8 protein-coding genes are annotated in these 20,523 nt (G+C 58.4%); 6 read left to right on the top strand and 2 right to left on the bottom strand.

Features of this window, described 5'->3' with window-relative positions; translation table 11 throughout:
- Positions 1–27 precede the first annotated feature (27 nt).
- Together ACSYSS_RS02515 and ACSYSS_RS02520 are read right to left on the bottom strand one after the other, a co-directional pair.
- Positions 28–6,042: an Ig-like domain-containing protein gene (locus ACSYSS_RS02515; protein WP_491704186.1), complete on the bottom strand. Its 6,015-nt coding sequence runs from the start codon at positions 6,040–6,042 to the stop codon at positions 28–30.
- An 86-nt stretch (positions 6,043–6,128) separates the two neighbouring features.
- A complete protein-coding gene (locus ACSYSS_RS02520; RefSeq protein WP_491703921.1) occupies positions 6,129–7,301 on the bottom strand; it encodes a serine/threonine-protein kinase in 1,173 nt (390 codons plus the stop codon).
- A gap of 263 nt (positions 7,302–7,564) precedes the next feature.
- Between ACSYSS_RS02520 and ACSYSS_RS02525 the strand changes: the two genes are divergently transcribed.
- From ACSYSS_RS02525 to dapA, 6 genes are all read left to right on the top strand, one after another.
- Positions 7,565–12,088 (top strand): AAA family ATPase, encoded by a 4,524-nt coding sequence (locus tag ACSYSS_RS02525; protein WP_491703922.1) that lies wholly within the window; start codon positions 7,565–7,567, stop codon positions 12,086–12,088.
- 93 nt (positions 12,089–12,181) lie between these two features.
- Entirely contained in the window at positions 12,182–16,444 is a 4,263-nt protein-coding gene (locus tag ACSYSS_RS02530) for an ATP-dependent DNA helicase (protein ID WP_491704187.1), read from the top strand.
- 90 nt (positions 16,445–16,534) lie between these two features.
- Positions 16,535–17,293: a GNAT family N-acetyltransferase gene (locus ACSYSS_RS02535; protein WP_491703923.1), complete on the top strand. Its 759-nt coding sequence runs from the start codon at positions 16,535–16,537 to the stop codon at positions 17,291–17,293.
- A 130-nt stretch (positions 17,294–17,423) separates the two neighbouring features.
- Positions 17,424–18,644, top strand: a complete 1,221-nt coding sequence (locus ACSYSS_RS02540; protein ID WP_491704188.1) for an MFS transporter — start codon at positions 17,424–17,426, stop codon at positions 18,642–18,644.
- An 80-nt stretch (positions 18,645–18,724) separates the two neighbouring features.
- Positions 18,725–19,486: a 4-hydroxy-tetrahydrodipicolinate reductase gene (gene dapB, locus ACSYSS_RS02545; protein ID WP_491703924.1), complete on the top strand. Its 762-nt coding sequence runs from the start codon at positions 18,725–18,727 to the stop codon at positions 19,484–19,486.
- Between the two features lie 99 nt (positions 19,487–19,585).
- On the top strand, positions 19,586–20,491 hold the full coding sequence (gene dapA / locus ACSYSS_RS02550; RefSeq protein ID WP_491703925.1) for a 4-hydroxy-tetrahydrodipicolinate synthase: 906 nt from the start codon (positions 19,586–19,588) through the stop codon (positions 20,489–20,491).
- Positions 20,492–20,523: the final 32 nt, after the last annotated feature.

The raw sequence follows: 20,523 nt of genomic DNA on the forward strand, positions 1-20,523 counted from the left end.
TGTGGCCTGGTACTTGGTTTTGTGCATTCATTGGTTTCTCTTCTCTGCGATCTGGAACATTGCCCTTTCGATGCCGCCCCGGCCGCTTGATGTATGTGTAGTGTTTGATTTGGCTGTGTGCAGACCGCTGAAATTGCCTACGGCGTCTTGCTGGAGTGATCTGATTTGTGGCGACCGAGGTCTGATGCCGCTCACGTCTCCTCGTGCGCTGTTCTTGAGGGCGTTGTCTCCGTCCACGTCGAGCTTCCAAGTGTATTTGCCGGTCATGTCGGAATACTGCGAGATGTCTATGACATTGCCCGGTACAGGCCAGGCGTTGACGTGCTCCTTTCCTCTTGGGTCCGTGATGGTCAGTGTTATGGAGCCTTTGCCCCAGTCCTGTACGCTTCCGGCCACGATGAGCTCGTCGGGTCGTGAACCCCAATGCACGTCGATGTTGTTGATTTGCGCTTTTACCTTGTACACCAATGAGGATGCATCATAATGCTGTGGGTCTGAGTTGGTGTCGTTCAGCCGTTGGGCCACAGTGACTGTGCCGCAGCTTGCCCAAGGAGCAATGTCGTAGGAGTATGAGGGTGTGCCGTTGGTGTCTCTCCCATTGACGATGAATGTGTCGTATTCGCCTCTGCCGGCCCATGTGGCTGTGCAGGTCTTGCCGGATAGTCCTACGTGCAGATTCTGCACGCTTGGTATGGCGTAGGTTGGGGTGGCCGTCGATGTTGCAGTCGCATCCTGTGCTCCGGACTTTTGGGGCGTCAGTGTTACTTTGATGGTTTGGGGTCGGTTGTATTGATTTCGTCTGATGGAGGCATCGGGGGAGACGCCTCCTCCCTCACACGAGATTGCCCCTTGGAATGCCCCGCTGACGCGTATGGACGAGCAGCCTGCATTGCGCAGGTTGCCAGGGGTGGCACTGATATGCATGGTCCTGCCGTCGGCATTGGGTACGAAGCTGACTTGAGTGGGGTCTGGGTTGCCCCAAGGTGTCTCATTGCCCCCAAAGTCGGAGGATGTCGCTGTGGCTCCGTCTCCGACCCAATTGGTGCCGTACACGCTGGCCGTATAGCTTCCCGTGATGTCGTTGTCGTTTAAGGCGAATGTCGCTTGGGTGCCTTCCACGTTCTGCCTTTTGCCGTTCATGGTGACGGTGTAGCGTTCGGGCTTGCTTCCTGTGTAATTTGGCTCCTTCCAACGCACGGTGACGCTGTGATAGCCTCCATTGAGTTTGATTCCTTGGGGGGCGCTGGGCAGCGTATCGGGCTTGGCGCTCACCGTCGCCGAATTCTTGGACCATCCGGCTTCGTTCTTCGCCTTTACGGTGAAGTTGTAGGTTGTGCCGTTGGTAAGGCCTGTGATGTTGCAACTGGTCACGGCCCCGCAGGATTTGCTGCCGCCACCCCATTCGACCAGGTAATCGGTGATGGGACTTCCGTTTGCAGATCCGGCGGTCCAGGATAGATTCACCGCGGAGTCGTCAGGTCTGCCTGCAACAGGAGAGAGGAGCGGGGGATCGGGCTTGTCGATAACTGAAACGGTGATGGTGCCGCTCACCTGACGCTCGCGGGATTTGGTGGCATCTTGGACGTTTACCACCACGGTATTGGAGGAGGCCCCTATGCCCGCAGCCGCTTTGATCGTCACGTTGCCTCCCGAACCGCAGCTCACGTTAAGCTTGGCGCTATCGTCCGCCTTGCATTCGGTGACAGAAAGCGGCTTACCGGGGAATGGGTTGTACGCATTGGAAAGAACGCCCACGCTCTGGGAGTCCCCGGCCTTCAGACGTACATGGATCGGCTGGAGTTGGGCCAGCGGTCGTGTCGATTGCACAACCTGCGCCGTGATGCCTGCGGAAACGACTCCGTTGGTGTACTTGATGGAGATGGGGATGCTGACGATTTGACCAACAGGTGAATCTTCGGATGCCCGTATTGTCAGCTTTCCTCCGGAGCCCAGATGTGATGTGACTGGTCCTGAGATTTCGCCTCCGGTATAGCTGTATCGCATTTCATCCGCGTCCAAGCCGCTTGGCGCGTGGGTCAGTGCCGTCAGATCGATGGTTTTTGTCTCTTCGCCCGCCACCACTTGCACGGTTGAAGAGGAGAATGTCGGTGGCGGCACATTGCGTCCGATGACTGTAATCGGGAGCGTAAGCGTGGAAGAGTTGATGATTTTGGCCTGCGCAGTGCCGTTGTTGCCGAGTTTGCGGTTGTCGGCGGCTTTTTCCTGCACTCCATCGGCCACGGTGAAGGTGATTGATGCAGGGCCTGCGTAGTTCTTTGCGGCAGTGAACTTCAAGGTGTGGTCGTTGACGAAGAACTCCGAATTCGCATTCTTCGTGGCACTGATGGAATTCCTGTCGATATGCGGCGTCTTTCCGGCACCGACTCGCACATAGTCCGCAATGTTGATGACAACCGATTGTTTTGCATTGACTTTGATCGGCGGGGCCTTCGGCCTCAGCGACGGCGGGAAGACCCCGTATGCGGGCACCTGCACAAAGGCTGTGGAAGTGACGTGGTAGGTCGTGTTCGTCACTGTGTAGGGTGCGCTGCGCGCCTCACCCGTAAGGTCCACGCTCAACGTCGTCGAACCCTTGCCGCCTTTGAGGCGGGCATGGTTTTTGGCGGAGGGATGTACATCTATGCTCAGTTCATCCTCAGTGCCCGAAGGGTTCGCAATCCACTGTGAAAGGTCGACATCCACCGATTTCTTGTCGATGGTTGCGGAGGATGGCACGCGGTAGTCATAGGCAACAGGCGGGTTGATGGGTGCCTTTGGGTCGCAGTTGACGGTCAGTGTGGCGGTATCGGAGAGCCCGGCCTTATCGTGCACCGTGTAGATGATGTACGATGTTCCTGCTGTCGCCGGTGTGGTGAAGCTGATGGCGTTGTCTTCCACCCGTGCGTCGCCGATGCCCTGAGTCTCGAGGTTCTTGGAAAGCCGCAGGTCGGTGTTGTCTCCCGAGATGTCGTTGAGCGTCACCGGAACGGTCGCCTTTTTATCGGGGCGCAGCCAGACTTGGTCGTCCCGGGCGTAGACGCCGGAGTTGGTGGAGCTGTTGAAGACGCCGACACGGATCTGAGCCTGGGAGCGTTGTCCTGTCCAGTCTTCCACGGCATAGGAGAATGTGTCGGTTCCTGAGGAATCGTTATAGGCTTCGTAAACGATGTAGTTCGCCCCCACCTCGTCGATACGTCCGAGTTTTGGAGCGGTATTGCCCAAACCGAGCAGGGTGTCGTCGTCGCCGTCCGAGTCGATGCCCGTCATGGTGATGGGTATGCGGACCTTTTGCCCAGCCGCCACTTGGGCTTGGGCGTCACGGGGCTTGGGAGCCGCCTTGGCTTCGGCGTTCTTGGTGTGCACGGTGATGGCAATGACTGCCGAGGCGGCATTGCCCAGATTGTCATGGACGGTGTACGTGACATTGTAAACGCCTGGCTCTTCGGAAGCTTGGTACCGTACCGTATCTCCTGAGACGAACACCACTCCTTTGAACGTACTCTTGTCATACTGCAGGTCATTGCTGAGTTTTATCGTCGTTCCGTCGCTGTGGGACACATGATCGGGGATTTCCAAAGAAATAATGCCACCTGTTCTGACGTCGGCGGTGATATTTGCCGCCTTCGGTGTTGAGTTCGAATCGGTGAGCGTTGGCGGCTGAAGCACGATGGTGCCTTTTGACGAGCCTGAGGCATTCGTTACGGTGTAGCTCACATTCACCGGTTTGGTGGGAATCTGCCGGGCGGTCATGTATACGCGGTTGTGGGCCACAAGCCCTGTTTTGATGCCCAAGATTGGATCGGCGTGCACGGAGGTGATGGCCAACACGCCTCCAAGCGGATCCACATCGTTGCTCAACGGCTCCACGATGGCGGTCCGGTCTGCTCCAAGCAATGCCACGTCGTTGGCCGCAATGGGTATTGCGTTCTCATCGGTGGCGGCCAACACCGTCACTCTGACGAGTCCCTGCGCGTCGATCGCTCCTTGGCTTATGGTGTAGGGCACTGTGTATGCACCGGGGTTGTCTGAAGAGAACGTAAATGAAAGATTCGATGCGTTGGCCGAGGTCTTAGTACCTGTAGGTGAGTCGACGCCGGTCAATGATGGAGGCTGAATGCTGGTGCCGTGCACATATGGTTTCAGATTCACCGTGGTGGATGTGCCAGGTCTGCAGGTGGCGCTGACGGCATCGATGAGGGCAGGGATGGTGTTCGCCGGCCTGATGGAAAAATAGATGGTTCCATTGCCTGTGGCTTGGCCATCTGAAACTGTGACTTGTACGGCCATGCGCCCACTGGCCAGCGAGCCGGAGTTGAAAACGAGCTGGCCGTCGGCACGTGTCGAGAGTGCCACCTGGTTGCTGTTCTTGCTTGTGGCTGAAGTGAGGGTGATCGGATCGCCTTCCGGGTCGCAGAAGCCGCCAAGCACGTTGATGGTCAGTGCGGCACCTTGTTCCACATCGTATTGAGGTGGGGTGTCAGATTGGTACGGTGCTGTGTTTTTCGCACTGCCGTCTATGCTCAATGTCACGGTGGCCTGTGACGTTTGTCCTCGTCCGTCGTTGATCTCATATGTGAACGCGGTTTTTCCGGGCTTGGCGCCAGAGGCGTCAAGTTGGAGATATCTGCCGGAATATATAGGTGAGACGCTGATCCCGGACCCTTGCACGGGTCCCACGTTCGAGATGGTGATGACGGCGCAGTCCGTTTGCTCGTCGTTACGCAGCACGTCCAGAATCTGCTGGGCTCCCACTCTGGTCCCAATAGTGTCATCCTGTGCTTTGATTTCACCCGATTGAGCTGAGCAGCTGGGTTTGAACTGGGTCTGGTTGTTCGCCGACTTGTCGTCATTGTGGTTGGGACGGATCGTTTTGGCCTGCAGCGTCTTCCACTGAATCCTGATGGCTTTCGGGGAAGTGTTGGGATTCCACACAGTCCCATTGATCACATCGTTCAGCACCACCTGTCGATGATTGGCACGAAAGACCAGCTGGGAGAGGGGGGAGACGGATTGCAGCGAGGTGAACGGTGTCTTGTTCTTATGAGAATTGTCAAGACGGCCTATGTCCGCTCTGTTATCGTCGCTGTCCCTGTTCTGTGCCCCGTTGGCCGAGCACAGTCGTACACAGTTGTTTGCCGATTGGCTCCATGCTCCATAGATGCAGCCGCCGCTGGAAACCGGTGTTGCCGGACCGCCCTTGGCACCGGTCAGGAAGGAGCCGGCTTTGCCGTCATGGTTGAACTCCACGGTGAAGATTCCATTGGTTGACGCAGCGGCAGCCCATCCCTGCTGCTGATCGTCCACGGATGCCTCCTGCAGCGTCAGTGTGTTTTGCGCCTGGGTGGTGGCTCTGCCTGACTGCCATATCAAGGTCTGTCCAGATGAGATGACAGGAACCCCTCCCACCACGGTGAAGCTATCTGCGCGTTGTTGTTTGCCGTCGGTCAGGGATTTCATGCTTTGCGGCGTGGAATGGGGCTTATCCATTTTCAGCACCATGCCGTCGCTTGGTCGGTAGCCGTATATGGTGCCTTTGGCGGTCACGGATATTTTTCCCCCTGCGCCCAATTGCATTTGCGCAGAAGCGGTCGTCGGATGTATCGAATCGATGTCTGAGGCTTGCCCAGCCCACACATTGCCTGTGGAAGTATTGATAAAGGCCGCTGTGGGGCCGCCGACAACAGTGGTGGTGGAGTTTTTCACCTCACCCGATCCGTGCGAACCCAAAGTGGATGCAAGAATGTTCTGGGCATGGTTGCCGTCTATGAGCACAGTGTTTTCATCACTCTGCGCTACGTCGAATCTAGGGGTCCTTGCCGTCACGCTTCCGTTTGCTTCATTGAGCCTGACGTTGAATCGTGCCGCTTTCTGGTCCTTCAGCGAAGTGACCCACACTGTGCCGTCGTCGAGCGAAACGTGGGCTCTGGTCAGGGTTGTCACGATGATGGCGCCGGCGATGATGGCCAAGATGGCGATGAGCACCGCCAAAGGCATGAACCGGTTGCGCCAAGGTTTCGCATGTGGGCCGACTCGGACCCCCATGGTGTCTGTTTGATTAGGGTTCTCATCGTTGTGGTGCTCGGCGGATACCTCGTGTCGGTGCCTTGGCCATATGCTCATATCTGTTTTCATCCCCCTTCGTGCGTGTTGTTTTCATGGTAGGTCACCGGTCGCGTGGTGGCGGCGGAGAACTGTATACTTGAAATTTCTGTTGGGTTCCGGGGTCTATCGGCATCGGTATTGGGAAGGACGGCGAAAGCGAATATCGCAGTGACGGCCGCGATTGCCCCTGCCACGGCACAGATGCTCGCTACGATTTTTCCGTATGTCCGGTGTGGTGATTCCTTGTGTTGTTTTCGTGTATTCCCGCTGTTGCGAGGCTGCACGCCTACTGTGGTGTTCGAGCCGGGGCGGGGTATCGCAGATGTCATCGAAGCCTTTGAAGGAAATCGGTTTTCGTCGACCGCGATGAAAGGGGTGGTGTCTGCATGGCAATCCACCTGCACCTGTTGCAAGGCCCTGCCGAATTCCAACGCCGAGGCATAGCGGTCGGCTGGATTCTTGTTCATGGCCTTCCTCAGCGTCTCTTCCAGGGCGGCCGGCACATTGGGGTTGTCGATGGGTGTAAGTTCGTGGCTCATGATGAAGGCGATTAGCTCCTTGCTGTCGCGGGGCCGATATCCATACTCAAAGGGAGAGCGACCAGTGAGCAGTGCGAACAGCGTGGCGGCAAGGGAGTATATGTCGGAGCGTTCGTCACTCCACTTCGTCTTGCTGAATGCCTCAGGAGGCGCCCATGGAACCGAAAAGCCCGTGTCGGTGGCGTTTTCGTAAGCCAGAGTCGATATGCCGAAGTCGCATAGCAGTGGCTCGTCGTTTGCCCCTATCAATATGTTGGCCGGTTTGATGTCATGATGCACCACGCCAAGTTTGTGGGCTGTGTATAGTGCGCCGGAAAGCTTGACCCCCAAGTCCAGAACCTGCCGCGGCTCCAAGGTCTTGGTGTGCATCACGGTCTTATAGGAGCCTCCGGGAGCGTATTGCAAGATCAGATAGCCTTGGCCTGCATCGGTGACCCCCGCGCCATGGACCGAGAGGATGTAGGGGTGGAATGAGAGGGACCGCAAGATGGCTGCCTCGCGGACAAAGGCATTGCGCCCCGCCGCGTCGAGGTTTGATGTGCCGACTTTCACGGCTACAGGCCTGGACGGATTGTGCTGCTGATAGAGGTAGACATCCGCAGTGCTGCCGCTGCCCAACGGTCGTATGAAGGTGTATCCGGGCATGAGGGGTTGTTTCATTGCTGCTACGGACGGTTCCTGCAAATTCCCTCCTGACGGTACCTCATGCATGATGCCATATCGTGCGGTTGCGTGGCATTTGTTCCTCAGCGTTCGTGCCAAGAATTTTACAGCAAACCATACCCCCCCCCGCAATGGCGTATGCCTTAAGGGGTTTGTTTTGTGCTCGGCTGGTCCTCAGCCGGCTTGGATGTCGATTCGATGCGCGTGGAGCCCTGTACGCATAATGGCTTTGTGTGCATGGTGGAAATTAGACTGAAACCATGAATGACAGCAATATAGGGATGCACAATATCCAGGCCAGGAGGGTGGGCGAGCACGCTGCTGACCAGTCTGTGCTGGGCCGGCCTGTCTCCTTGGTTGTTGGGGCACCCGGCAGTGGAAAGACCGAGTTCGCGCTGAGCACTCTGCTCACTTGTCTTGAACGGTCTGAAAAGAGTGCGGAGGGTTTTGGCACAAGAGGCTATGGCTCGGCTGTCATGAGTGTCTCGAACAGAAAGATCGCCGACGAGCTTTCGGACAAGGTGATTTGCGCTCGCGGTGTTTCCGATACGGCTCGGCCTGTAACCACCCTTTCTGCAGTGGCGTTCCGGCTGCTGACAGCCTCACGTGCGGGGAGGCACGAGACTGTGCCGAAACTGCTCAATGGAGCCGAGCAGGACGCGATGTTGCGCGCTGTGGTGGCGGTGCACGTAGGCCATGCCGAGTCGGGGGAACTCTGCGGAACGTGCGAGTTGCTGAGGCGGTATTTCGCCGCCGATAGCTGGGCCCACACGGTCTACAACGGCGATGGTGGGGCAGCGCTGCAGTCTGCCGGTGTATCGCGGGGTGCCGGCACCAGCGAGGCGTTGTTTGCCAGAGGGGTGAACGATGCATTCATCAAACAGCTGCGGGACATGCTCGCTCGCATGGACGAGCTGGGCGTGCGGGAAGACCGCGAAGACGAGGTGCTGGACAGGTTGGGTGAGGCCCGCAGCCACAGCCTGCGCACGGAGCGACTCGACATTCAATGGCGTCTGGCGTTCGCGTTGCGACACGAATACAAGGCTGAGATAGGTCGGCAATATCCCGATGAGTTTCGCCTCGATTCCTCGAACCTGCTGGTGGAAGGCGCTTCGGTGGCGCAGAATCTCCACAAATCTACGTTGCCGGAGCTTGTGGTGGTCGACGATTTTCAGGATTTGACCCTTGCCGGGCTTAGATTTCTTGAGGCGCTCGCCGCTCAGGGTGTGCGTCTTACTTTGGTGGGCAACGCGGATGAGGCGGTGCAGACCTTCCGTGGTTCATACCCGGAATATCTCATGAAGCAGGCGGTCGATGGGCCGCTCAAAGCCATGCCCGTGAGGTTGGAGGAGCTCCAGGGGCGGAAAACGATGACACAGGGGGTGCCCAATCAGAGGGTGTCGCAATACCTTGATGTGCTTGCTTCGCGGGTTTCGCTTTCCATATCGAGCCCCGAGGCCCGCGACACACCACTGGCCTTGCGTCCTGGGAAGCTGCCCAGGCTCAAGGGGAGCCTGCCGATTGAACGGCTTGGGGCATATGCCGATTCCGGCAGTGGGGCTGCAGCCGCCGCTGAAAGCACTATGAAATCTGAACGCGATGGAGGGGTCGCAAACACTGGAGCCGTCGAACATCCAGAAACCTCCAGCAGGGGTGAAACCGCGCAATCCGACAATCACACAAACAAAGATGACAGTGTGCGAACCGCACTCTACCGCAGCCCAAGCGAGGAGATCGACGACGTGGTCTGGCAGATCAAACGCCGCCATTTGGAGGGTGGAAGCGGCAGTGATTGGAACAGCATGGCCGTCATCGCCCATGACAACTCCACAGTGCGAAGCTTTGGCGAGCGGTTGCGCCGAGACGGTGTGCCGGTGCGGTATTCGGCAGTGACTCGGCCTCTCAAAGACGAGCCGAGTGTGCAGGGGCTGTTTGCGCTGATCGAACTTGCCGCACTGCACAATGACGGCATGATGCCTTTTGCCGCACATAGTGAAGTGGGCATGGCGAGGTTTGTGCGCTCGCGTGTGGCCCAGCTGTTGGAAAGTCCATTGTTTGCCGCTGAAGCAGGTGCCAGTCAAGCGGCTGCTCCTGCACGCCTGGCACCGGTTGATGCGGCCATGCGTGCCTTGGAATCGTTGTCGCAAGTGATTCAGGAGGATGGGGAATCCAAGTCGGCATCCGATGAGGGTACTGTGCTCAAGCAGCTACAGGAGGCATGGAACGCCTTCGATGGCCTCATTGCACAGGAGCGTTCTGTCGGTGGCTCCGAGATCGAGGTGGACGAAAGTCTTGTGGAAGGCGGTGGCGGCGGGAACCGCCTTGCGTTCGGAGTTGATGCGATGTACCTGATGCTGGCTTTCGGAGACGATGCCATTGAGGGTGAGTCCTGCAGCAGGCTCACGCTTGAGGCTGTAAAGGCGGTTGGCACGGGCAATGCCCATGTGGCGGCATTCGGGCGGATGTGGCGTGTGGTCTCCGATGTGGCGAAGCGTCTTCGTGACCTGCCGGCGAATGAGCCCCAGTATGCGTTGTGGGAGGCTTGGGACGCCTGCCATGTGGCCTCTCGCTGGCAGAGGCAGGCCTTGGGCAACGACAGTGTGAGCCGCGAAGCCAATGACAGGCTCGATGCTGTGATGCAGCTCTTCGGTTTTGCTGCCGGCAGTGGTGCTTCCCAGAGTGTTCCCGATTTCATCTCATCGGTGCGTTCCATGCGTATCGAGGCCGATTCCTTGGCGAAGGTTGCGCCTATCGACCAGGCTGTCACTCTCGCCACTCCTGCCGGTGCAGCCGGACGGCACTGGGATGAGGCTTGGGTGGTCCAGGTGCAGCAGGGTGTCTGGCCCAATCTGGCCGAGCGCAACACCATGCTTGGCAGTGAGGATCTGGCGGACATTGTCTTGCGGGGCAAGCTGAGCGACGATGCCGAGCGTGAGAGCACGGGCAGCGATCCTCATTTGCTCAGTGTGCTGGCTTCCGAACAGAAAAGCTTCCTTGTGGCGCTCACTCGTGCTCAGGCAACGGTGCACTTGAGTGCCGTGCTCAGTGACGATGCCTCTCCCTCGGACTTTCTGTACACCTACGTGCCTGAACGCTACGACAGGGTGCGTGATGGTGAGCCGGAGGCCAGGCGGTATTCGGTTTCCGAGGGGGCGCGACGCTACGCCGGACTCGATGCCGACCCGCGTGGATTGGTGAGTGCGGCACGGGTCGAGCTCATGCGTGGGGCCGCGCGTGGCACAGGCGAGGGGGCGGCCATCGATGCCGACCCGAACGGCGATGATGATGTTGACGATGCGGCCGCCACCTTGGCCCTGCTTTCGCAGTATGGGGTGCCGCAGGCCGATCCAGGGCAGTGGGCGTATCTTGACGGGTATACTGATACGCAGTCATTTGGTGTTGCTGAGGCCGATACAGTCTTGATGGACGATGCGGCAGACGTAGGTTCCCGTTGCGCTTCCTATTCTGATTCTGCCGTCCGTATCTCGCAGGACGATACTGCTCAAGATGTAGTGGCGCTTTCGCCGTCCCAAGTGGATAGCATCTGGGGGTGTCCGGTGTGCTGGATGCTCAGTGAGAAGTTCTCCGGACCTTCCCCTTCCAGCTCGGCCACCAGCTTCGGTACGTTGATTCATAAAGTGGCGCAATTGGCGAGTGAGGCGGGCCTTGACCACCCTGATTTCATGGAAGGCAGCAGCGTTGATGATCGAATCGTGGCCATCACCGGCGAAATGATGGGGATGTACAAGGAGCGACGTGCCGACCCGAATTCCATCATCGACCCCAAAGAGCGCTATAAGGCCATCGTCAAAGATCAGGATGCCGAGGCCACGCTTGGCCACATTGCCTCGTATTTCGTCAATTCTAATGAACCGGATTACTTAGGTGGCAAAAGCAGATCCGGGGTGCTCAAACAGGAGGACATCCCCATCGGTACGCTCCACCATGCTGACTGCGAACGCGACTTCACCGCCAAGGTGTCGTTGGACGAGATTCTTGAGACATACAACGCCATCCCTGGTGTGACCGGCATTTCCCGCAGCGAGCTCGTCGGCATCATGGGGTGCCTTGTGGGAGGTTGGCCTGAGGGGATGAGTGAGACCATGGCTGTGAGAATCCACGGTACCATCGACCGACTGGAATGGCGTACGGTGGACACTGCGCAGGCTGAAGAAGATAAGAGCGGAGCCACGCGATCAGATGGCACTGATGCCACGGGGAACCTCAACGTGCGTATCATCGACTATAAGACCGGTCACAAGCATAACAGCTTGTCCATGTTCAACGATTTGCAGTTGGTGTGCTACCAACTGGGTCTCGCATTTCCGCTGGGGCATGATGGAACATCCCTTCCGCGTATGCTCACGCCAAGCAAGGCCATGCTTTTCGACACCGAGGAACGTTCGTCACCGGCGTACAGCTGGACCCCAGAATCGTTGTTCCAGCCCCCGCTGTTTGTCTCCGGTCACCTGAACAATACGGCCTTTTTGGCGCGTAATCACAAGCCCACACCCCAGTCGCTCTACGACATTCCCGATTTGCTTGAGGAGCCACCGAGTGGGGTGGGGCAAGCCGCTTGGAGCGGCTTCGTGGGGCTGCGCGGCACCCAGGCGGTGTGGGCGCTGACTATGATCTCGCGCGTCTTCTATGCTGCGGCGGCTTCGCGTTCGCAAAGGATCGTTGCGCGCCGACAGCCCAATCACTATTGCACACCGTTGATGGAGATGGTATGCCCGGCGTGCGCAGGTGAGGTCGACACGGTGTTTGAGACGAGGAAGGCTTGAAACATGGCAGATACGTCAGATATGGTGCGCGTGACGCAGAAAGATCCAGCTGGTGACGGCGGGAGGCGTGTTGCTTCCATGGCGGCCACCACTATGCAGCCGCCCACGCCGACCTCGGAGCAGGCGCGGGTGATCGATGCCCCACAAGATGAGGACATGCTGGTGGTGGCCGGTGCCGGTTCAGGCAAGACCTTCACCATGACTGAGCGCATCATCGGGCTCATAGCCCACGGTGTGCCCTCTGAGAAGATCCTTGGCCTCACGTTCACCCGAAAGGCGGCCTCCGAATTGCTCGGCAGGGTCTCGGCTGCCGTGGCGGGGAGAAACGGCACCGACAGGAGCACGCGGTCGGGTGCCAGCTTGTTTTTGAAGCCTGAGGTGCTTACCTACGATGCCTTTTTCCAGTCCATCGTTCGCCGCTATGGTCTGCTGGTCGGCTTCGACCAGAACACCCAGCCCCTAAGCGAGGCGGGCGTGTGGCAATTGGCCGTTGCTGTGGTGGACGAGCATATGAACGAGATTGACCCTCAGGATTTCGGCGGTTTTGAGACCATTGTGAAGGATGTGCTCGCTCTTTCGGACAACATCGGCTCCTCGATGATCGGCAAGGACTGCACCAACGTCGGGGAAGCCATCAGGCGCATTCGGGATTTCGATTCCGCGCTGATGGAGATCATGAATCTGGCGGTCAATACCGTCGTAAACGACGATCTGGGCGGTGAAAGCCTGCCAGATGAGGACCCTGGCGAACCCAAGAAGCCCAGACGGTTGAAGAAGGACACGGACGAGAGCTACGCTGCAAAATGCAGCGAGTACGAGCGTCAGCAGTCTGTGCATTTGGCGTTCGTGTACTTGGACCGACGTGATGTGGCTCGAAAGCGTGATGTGCTTCTCGGCTTGGTGCAGGCGTACAGCGAGCGCAAGAAGCAGCTCAATATGGCTGAATTCAGTGATTTCACTGTGGCCGCCTACGAGTTGGTGGCAAGGTTCCCGTCCATCGGCAGGAAGATTCGACGGCAATATACGCATGTGCTGTTGGACGAATATCAGGACACCTCCACCACACAGGCCCAACTGATGGCCGCTTTGTTCCATCCGGCGGGCAACATGGGTGCTGGCAGTGCCGATGCTGATTCTGCGGATGAAGGGCGGGCAACGGGCAGGTACGCAAACGTCGAAGACCGTTCGGCAGTCAACGCCGTTGGCGACCCGTTCCAGTCCATCTATGCCTGGCGTGGGGCCAGCCCGGGGGCGTTCCGCCTTTTCATCCATGATTTTGGCATGCCTGAGCAGTACCGGCCGTATCCGCTGTCCGTCACCCGACGCAACTCCCGGGTAGTGCTTGAGGCTGCGAACAACCTCACGGAACCGCTGCGGCTGAGGCCCGAGCATGAGAGCCGGTCGACCATTCACGAAGTGGACGTGGCCCCACTCAAACCCATGGACAATGCCCCCGAAGGCACACTCGGCGTGCTTGGCTTCGACACATTGGGCCAAGAGATTGATGCGGTGGCCAGGTTCGCGCGTGCGGCCATCGACCGATACACACCTGGCGACCCGACACAGCAAGATAAGCGGCCGCATGTGGCCGTGCTGTTCCGGTCCAAGTCCAATATGGCCCAATTCGCCGAAGGCCTCGAAAATTCAGGTCTTTCCACTGTTTGTGTGGGGTATTCCGCCGTGTTGGACCGTGCCGACGTACGTGACGTGCTCGCTATGTTGCATGTCGTTGCCGACCACACCGATTCTGCCTCGTTGATGCGCCTGTTGGCCACCCCGAGGTATGCCGTGGGTGCCGGCGATTTGGATGCGTTGGCCGCTCTGACGAGGTCGCGCAATGACGAGGGCCGGTTGCGCGCGTTGACGGCTGCCGGGCTCGTCGATGCAAACATGACCTGCGCTGAGCGTTCCCAGGCACTCAAAGACCATCGCGATGCCGTGCCCAATCTGGTCTATCTGGCCGATGTGCTCAACGAACCTGAATTGGAGGATTTGCTGGCAAGGAGTCACCGATTCAGCAAGGTGGGTGCGGCCGCGATTGTCCGTGCCGGCCGGGCGCTTCGTTCGGTGCAGGCCAACCATTCCCTTGCCATGCAGGTCCATGCCGCAGTAGAGGCCCTCGGGCTTGACATCGACACCGTGGTGGCGCAGGCTGTGCAGAGCCCTGACAAGCCCGTGAACCCTGCGCTGGCGCATTCCGCATTCGAGGCGCTTTCCTCGCTTGTGGACACGTATTCCAGTGAGATTGCGCAAGACAGCTCGCCTACGCTCCGTGGATTCGTGGGATGGGTGGATTCCCTTAAGGACGTTCCCGACGATTCGCAGACCATGGCGAGCGACCCGGTGGATGTGGCGCTCATGACCATCCATCAGGCCAAGGGTCTGGAATGGGATGCTGTGGCTGTGGTGGGGTTGAGAAGCGCCGGCTTCCCGAGCAGCCAAGGCGACAATCTACGCATCACATTGGAACAGCCTGGCAGCTTCGTCGACGGGCGTTGGGTGCCGCCGCAGTACAGCGAGACAGCCAGAACCTGGCTCGAAGATCCCACCGCGGTGCCGTCTCAGATCAGGGCGGATGCCGGTTTGCTGGCAGAACATGCAAGAAACCTGGCAGAACACGGGGAAGCCGAAGACATCGTAGAAGAGACCCCGGATCTGCAGGAAGTCAAAGAGGAAGACCATGGGGGTAAAGGCGATCAACCTACACTGGGGCAGGAGTATGGTCATCGGCTTCATGCCGACGAACGGCGGCTCATGTATGTGGCCCTGACCCGTGCGCGCCACGATGCGTTGCTTACATATAGTGCAGTCAACGATGCCACGAGGTACCGTCTCGACCCCGACGATACGCGCAAAGGCAGCAAGGCATCGAACTTTTGGCAGGAGGCGCTTGACTCCATGTCTCTCAGAGAGGATGTGCTGGATGTGACAACACAGATGCGGCTATCAAAGTCTGGTGGCGATGGGAGCGGGGGCATTGATGGCGCCGATGCTGGCGACAAAAGTCCAGCCGAGAGAGCTACGGGTCAAACGCAGGTATCCGGGCGGACGCTGACAGAGCTTCAGGTTCCCTTCTCACGGGGCATATTCGTCGGTGAGGCGGCGAGAGAATACTGCCGGAAGGTGGTGGTCGAGGCTTGGAATGAGCCGTTGGAGGATCAGGCCGCGCAGACACAGCTGCCATGGCCTGTAGGGCTCAGCGAACCCATCGCTGCCAAGCTGCGCTGGTCCGCCGACCGGGTACGTGCCTATGGTCAGGTCCTTCGGACGGGAGCGGGTGGTGCCGATGCTCAACGCATCGTTCATCAGGATGCTAGCCATGAGGCCGATATTGGGGGTCCAGGCGAAGAAGACTCTCTGTTGGTGCGGGCCCAGACGTTGGTTGCAGACCCTGACCTCATGCCGTGGAATGGAGCTGGGCGGGAAGTTCGGGCAGAGATGCAGAATCAGACGAATAAGGCCGATGTGCATCGAAGGTCAGGTAGTCGCGATTCGTTGGATGCCGATGTGCGTCGGCGTGGGGAGCGGTTGTTGGAGCATCGTCGGCAGAACGTCACCGATCTGCAGGCCCGGTCGGGGCATCTTGACGACAATCAGGCCATCCGGTATTGGCGTGGGCTCGTGCGCCCCATCCCCAGCGTTTCCTCACCTGCGGCGCAGGCAGGCACGCGGTTCCATGCCTGGGCCGAGCGTTTCGTGAATGCATATGACGGTGCGGATGCCGGCAATGCACAGGATGGTGCGGATGCAATGTCAGATTTCACAGAGGAGAGTCGGGAGGCCATGGTTGCAGAGCTCGAAGCCGCCGAGACTCGGCCTCAAGCCGGTGAAGGCAAGGATGAGGGTCGTATTCGCCAGTGGGAGAGACGGTTGGTCGGCTCGCGATGGGCAAGGCGATGCCCGTTTGCAGCCGAGCGGCAGATTGTGGTTTCGGTGCCCCAGCTAGGCGGCCAGATTATCAACGGCAAGCTCGATGCTGTGTTCTATGGAGGGTTGGGCGACATCGCAGGTGGAAAGGCTCGGCAAACAGATGATGCCCATGATCGCATCCATGCCGGTGTCGATGATGGCCAAGGGGCGTCGCCGCAACGTCAACGCTACACCATTGTGGATTGGAAGACGGGCCGTAAGCCGGTTCAGCCTGAAGATGTTGCGCATAAGCTCGCTCAGCTCGACATGTATCGTCTGTTGTTCTCGGTGAGCGAGAGTGTGCCTTTGGCACAAATCGACGCTACACTATATTACCTAAGTGAACCCGATGAATCCGACCGTGAAATACATGCCGAGGCCAAAACGCAGGAGCAGATTCTGGCTCAGCTGAAGGCTGGTGTGGTAGAGGGTTCTGATAACGATTAGTTGATGGAGCCGTTTCTGCTTTGACTTCAACGGAAGGCTCCGCATTCGCAATAGGTAGGTAGGGCAACTTGAAAAGCTGCCCAGAGAAGAATGGTAGTTGTTGATATGGTAGCTGTGGGGCAAGGCAATGGCAATGCAGGTTTAGGGGCGGTCTACGCTCCGATGGTTTGGAGCGATGTTGACGATGTCATCGCGCAATTCGATGCCACGTGGGGTATAGGTGGCAAGTCGCCGCAGGATTCCAAGATATCTCGGCTGTGTTCCGCATATTTTGTGTACCATTATCTCGCTCCTTCCACGCATGCCGAAGTGGTGCGTCTGGGGGGCGGGTTTCTGGGTGTTCTCTTGACTCGTGTGCCGGGTCGATTCCCGCTGTTCGCCAAAGCTCAAACGGCGTTGCACGAAAGTGCTCAACGACTTGCTGAAACGCGGCAGGGGCAGAAGCTGCTTGCCGAGGTGAGGCGCGGCTTTGCACTTGAGCGGCAGATGGAATCCGAAAGCGGGGTGGACCGCACCTGCCAGGCCGAGTTGGAGCTTTTCGTTGTCTCAGGGGCGGCGCATGGACACGGAGTGGGCGGTGGACTGTGGAATCGTACGTTGGGATACTTGACCGACTCTGGTGTCAGCCGCTTCTATCTACACACCGACTCCACCTGTGATGTCGGTTTCTATGACGCACACGGCATGGAATGTGTGGCCAAACGCCATTTTGATGCCTCGCAATCCCAGTCAGGCGGCCAAGACGAAGCCTTAAACGCATCGGGCCCGTTGGGTGAGGAAATGTTCGTTTATGCAGGAGATCCACGAAAGGTGAGTCAGGTCAGGTATAAGGCGGTGTCACGTGAGTAGGGGGCAAATCACCAAGAACGACAATGTCAAGCGTTCCGGTGGACGGTTTTCGATTTATTCGCGGCTATTCACGTTTCCCGGCGCCAAGTCATTCTGCATATCGGGAGCTGTGGCGCGTCTGCCGATTTCCATGATCAGCCTCGGCATCGTGCTGGCGCTCAACCATATCTACGACAACTGGACCATCGCCGGCACCATGAGCGCCGTCTACATTCTCGCCGTTGCCGCGGTCACGCCGTTCTATGCCCGTCTGTTCGACCGATTCGGACAAGGTAAGGTGGGTTGGCCGTGTCTGACCCTTTCCGTGGTGATGATGTTGGCCTTCGCCTTCGCTGCGCTCTACAAAGTGCCGATTCCAGCCTTGTTCGTGCTTGCGGTGCTGATGGGCTTGACCCAATTCGCCTTCGGTGCCTTGGTCCGTACCCGCTGGGCCTATACGCTTCGAGGTGAGAAAAGCCCTGACCTGCTCAATGCGGCGTATGCCATGGAGGCCGGCATCGACGAGATGGTCTTTATTCTGGGTCCAATCCTGGCTGCGTTCCTTGCCACATCCGTCAACCCCGTCTCTCAGTTGTTCGTGCCGGCCGCGGCCTGTGCTGTGGGAGGGGCCGTGTTCTTCTCGCTCAAGAACACCCAACCCCCGGTCGTCGAGACTGTGGAGGTCCAGGCATCGCGGAAACTAGACACAGCAGCCGCAATTGGTTCCGGAAATGTCGGTGGACGTGCAAATGGTTCGGAGCCGATGCGTTTTGAGCAACTTCACAGTGGGGTGTCCAAGCCCAAAAGCGCGTTGCTCTATGCGGGGGTGGTTCCTCTGCTTGTGGTGTTCGTGGTGTTCAACATGAGCTTCAATGAGTTCGATGTATCCGTCACCGCCATGATGAAGGCCATCGGTCGCGAGCAGTTCCTGGGGCTCCAGCTGGCCATGTTCGCCGTAGGATCGTGCATCGGCGCGTTCGCGTTCGGCTCTGCCAGGCTGAAAGGCTCCCATTGGAAGCATTTGGTGATTTTCCTTTCGCTGCTCACCTTAGGCTATGTGTGCTGTCGTCTGGCAATGGATAGCCTGCCGCTTCTGGCGCTGTTTTCCGTGGTCTCCGGCCTATGCGTCTCTCCATGTTTCGCCACGGGCAATCTTATCGTCAAGGACATCGTTCCCGATTCGTCATTGACCGAAGGTCTTTCCTGGGTGAGCACGGCTGGCTCGGTCGGCGGTTCGTTCGGTTCCACCCTTGCCGGTTTCGTGCTCGATGCATCCAGCCCGCACGTCGGCCTGCTGTTGCCTATTCTCACCACATTCTTGGCAGTGCCCTTGGCCTTGTTCGGTTGGTGGCTGGCCCGTAGACATCGCTGATCTGCCATATGTGTCAGAGGGCTGTGGCGGTGTCGTAGGGGCGCACGCTACAATGTGAGCAGTAACGAAAGGCGGGAAGCATGAATAACGTTCGGGTTTCGGTTATAGGCGCCAAGGGGCGCATGGGTTCCAGCGTGGTCGCCGCCGTTGGGCAAGACGCCGGTATGGATTTGGCGCTTGGCCTTGATGGGCATGATGACATTCGTGCGGTCAGTCCGGACAATACCGATGTGGCTGTTGAGTTCACCGTGCCGAGTGCCACAGTAGGGAACGTGCTGAACCTTGTTGCTCAAGGTGTCAACGTGGTGGTGGGCACCACCGGCTGGACCGACGAGAAGTATGACCAGGTGAGTCGGGCCCTTTCCAAGGCGCCGAATCCAGACAGGCAGTCCGTGTTCATCGCTCCCAACTTCGCCATCTCCGCAGTGCTTGCGGATGTGTTTGCGGCCAAGGCCGCACCCTATTTCACTTCCGCTGAGGTCATCGAGCTTCACCACCCCGACAAGGTCGATGCTCCCTCCGGCACAGCCATCCACACCGCCAGAGCCATTGCGCATTCCCGAGCCAAGGCGGGTTGCGCCCCTATGCCAGACGGCACCCAGGGAGAAGAGGTGTCTCGTGGGCAGGTGATTGACGGTGTCCATGTGCACGCCGTGCGGCTCCAAGGGCTCAATGCGCATGAGGAGGTGTTGCTAGGCAACACCGGCGAGCAGCTCGTCATCCGTGCCGACAGCTTCGAGCGTTCCTCCTTCATGCCTGGCGTCCTCTTGGCTGTGACCAAGGTTGCATCCGGCGCCTACCCCGGGCTCACTGTGGGTCTCGATGCCTTTCTCGATCTATAGGTGGAAGGTCTTCTACCGGGAGGCTATGGCCGTTGCTGGATGAGCTCTCTGAATGTCGGTTTCGGTTCGAGCGTCGTGCTTGTGAAGTAAACTCAAAATATGACTGAATCATCACGACATCTTCTTGGACCCGCGCCATTTGGCCGGGTCATACCGGCTATGGTCACTCCGATGAAGAGCGATGGTTCCGTGGATTTTGAGATGACCGCCGACTTGGCGAGGCATTTGGTGCACAGTGGTGCCGACGGACTGTTGGTCAACGGCACCACAGGCGAATCTCCGGTGACGCACATGGATGAGAAAGTTGAAATCGTCCGTGTGGTCAAAGAGGCCGTCGATGTCCCTGTGATTTCCGGGGCGGGCTCAAATGACACCGCGCACACAGTCCGTATGGTCGAACAGATCCAAGAGGCCGGTGCAGATGCGGTGCTCGTGGTGGCGCCTTATTATTCCCGGCCTTCCCAAGAGGGCGTCTTCCAGCATTATCGTGCGGTCGACGAGTCTGCGGAAAAGCCGATTATCGTGTACGATGTTCCAGGGCGTACGGGGTTGCATATCACACTTGACACCTATGTGAGATTGGCCGGTCTCGACCATGTCAAGGCCGTCAAGGACGCCACTGGAGATTTGTCGGGGGCCATACGCAAGCGTGGAGAGACCGGTCTTACTTGGTATTCAGGAGACGATGCGCTCTATCTGCCGTTCCTTGCCATTGGTGCCGTAGGAATCATTTCGGTTATAGCCCATGTCGCTGCAGAACCTATGAGCCAATTGGCATTGGCGTTTGATGCCGGTGATATGGACAAGGCGCGTGAATTGGCACTTCGTTTGGTTCCTCTGGTCGAATCCATCAATGGCACTGGTTTCCAAGGCGTCATGGCCAAGGCCGCGCTTCATGAGCGTGGTTGGCTTGATGAGACCTATATGCGCTTGCCGAATGTAGGTCCAGGGGTTGCTGAATTCGCTCGGGCAAAAGAGGGAATGCAGGCTTCGGGCCTTCTCTAGAACCGTGTTCAGGTCATTTATATGGTTGTAAT

This window comes from Bifidobacterium sp. ESL1118 (assembly GCF_058505595.1).

Excerpts from the sequence above, each read along its gene's own strand:
- ACSYSS_RS02530 (WP_491704187.1), top strand. The coding sequence starts at position 12,182 with ATGCAGCCGCCCACGCCGACCTCGGAGCAGGCGCGGGTGATCGATGCC.
- dapB (WP_491703924.1), top strand. The coding sequence starts at position 18,725 with ATGAATAACGTTCGGGTTTCGGTTATAGGCGCCAAGGGGCGCATGGGT.
- ACSYSS_RS02515 (WP_491704186.1), bottom strand. The coding sequence starts at position 6,042 with ATGGGGGTCCGAGTCGGCCCACATGCGAAACCTTGGCGCAACCGGTTC.
- dapA (WP_491703925.1), top strand. The coding sequence starts at position 19,586 with ATGACTGAATCATCACGACATCTTCTTGGACCCGCGCCATTTGGCCGG.
- ACSYSS_RS02540 (WP_491704188.1), top strand. The coding sequence starts at position 17,424 with ATGATCAGCCTCGGCATCGTGCTGGCGCTCAACCATATCTACGACAAC.
- ACSYSS_RS02520 (WP_491703921.1), bottom strand. The coding sequence starts at position 7,301 with ATGAAACAACCCCTCATGCCCGGATACACCTTCATACGACCGTTGGGC.
- ACSYSS_RS02525 (WP_491703922.1), top strand. The coding sequence starts at position 7,565 with ATGAATGACAGCAATATAGGGATGCACAATATCCAGGCCAGGAGGGTG.
- ACSYSS_RS02535 (WP_491703923.1), top strand. The coding sequence starts at position 16,535 with ATGGTAGTTGTTGATATGGTAGCTGTGGGGCAAGGCAATGGCAATGCA.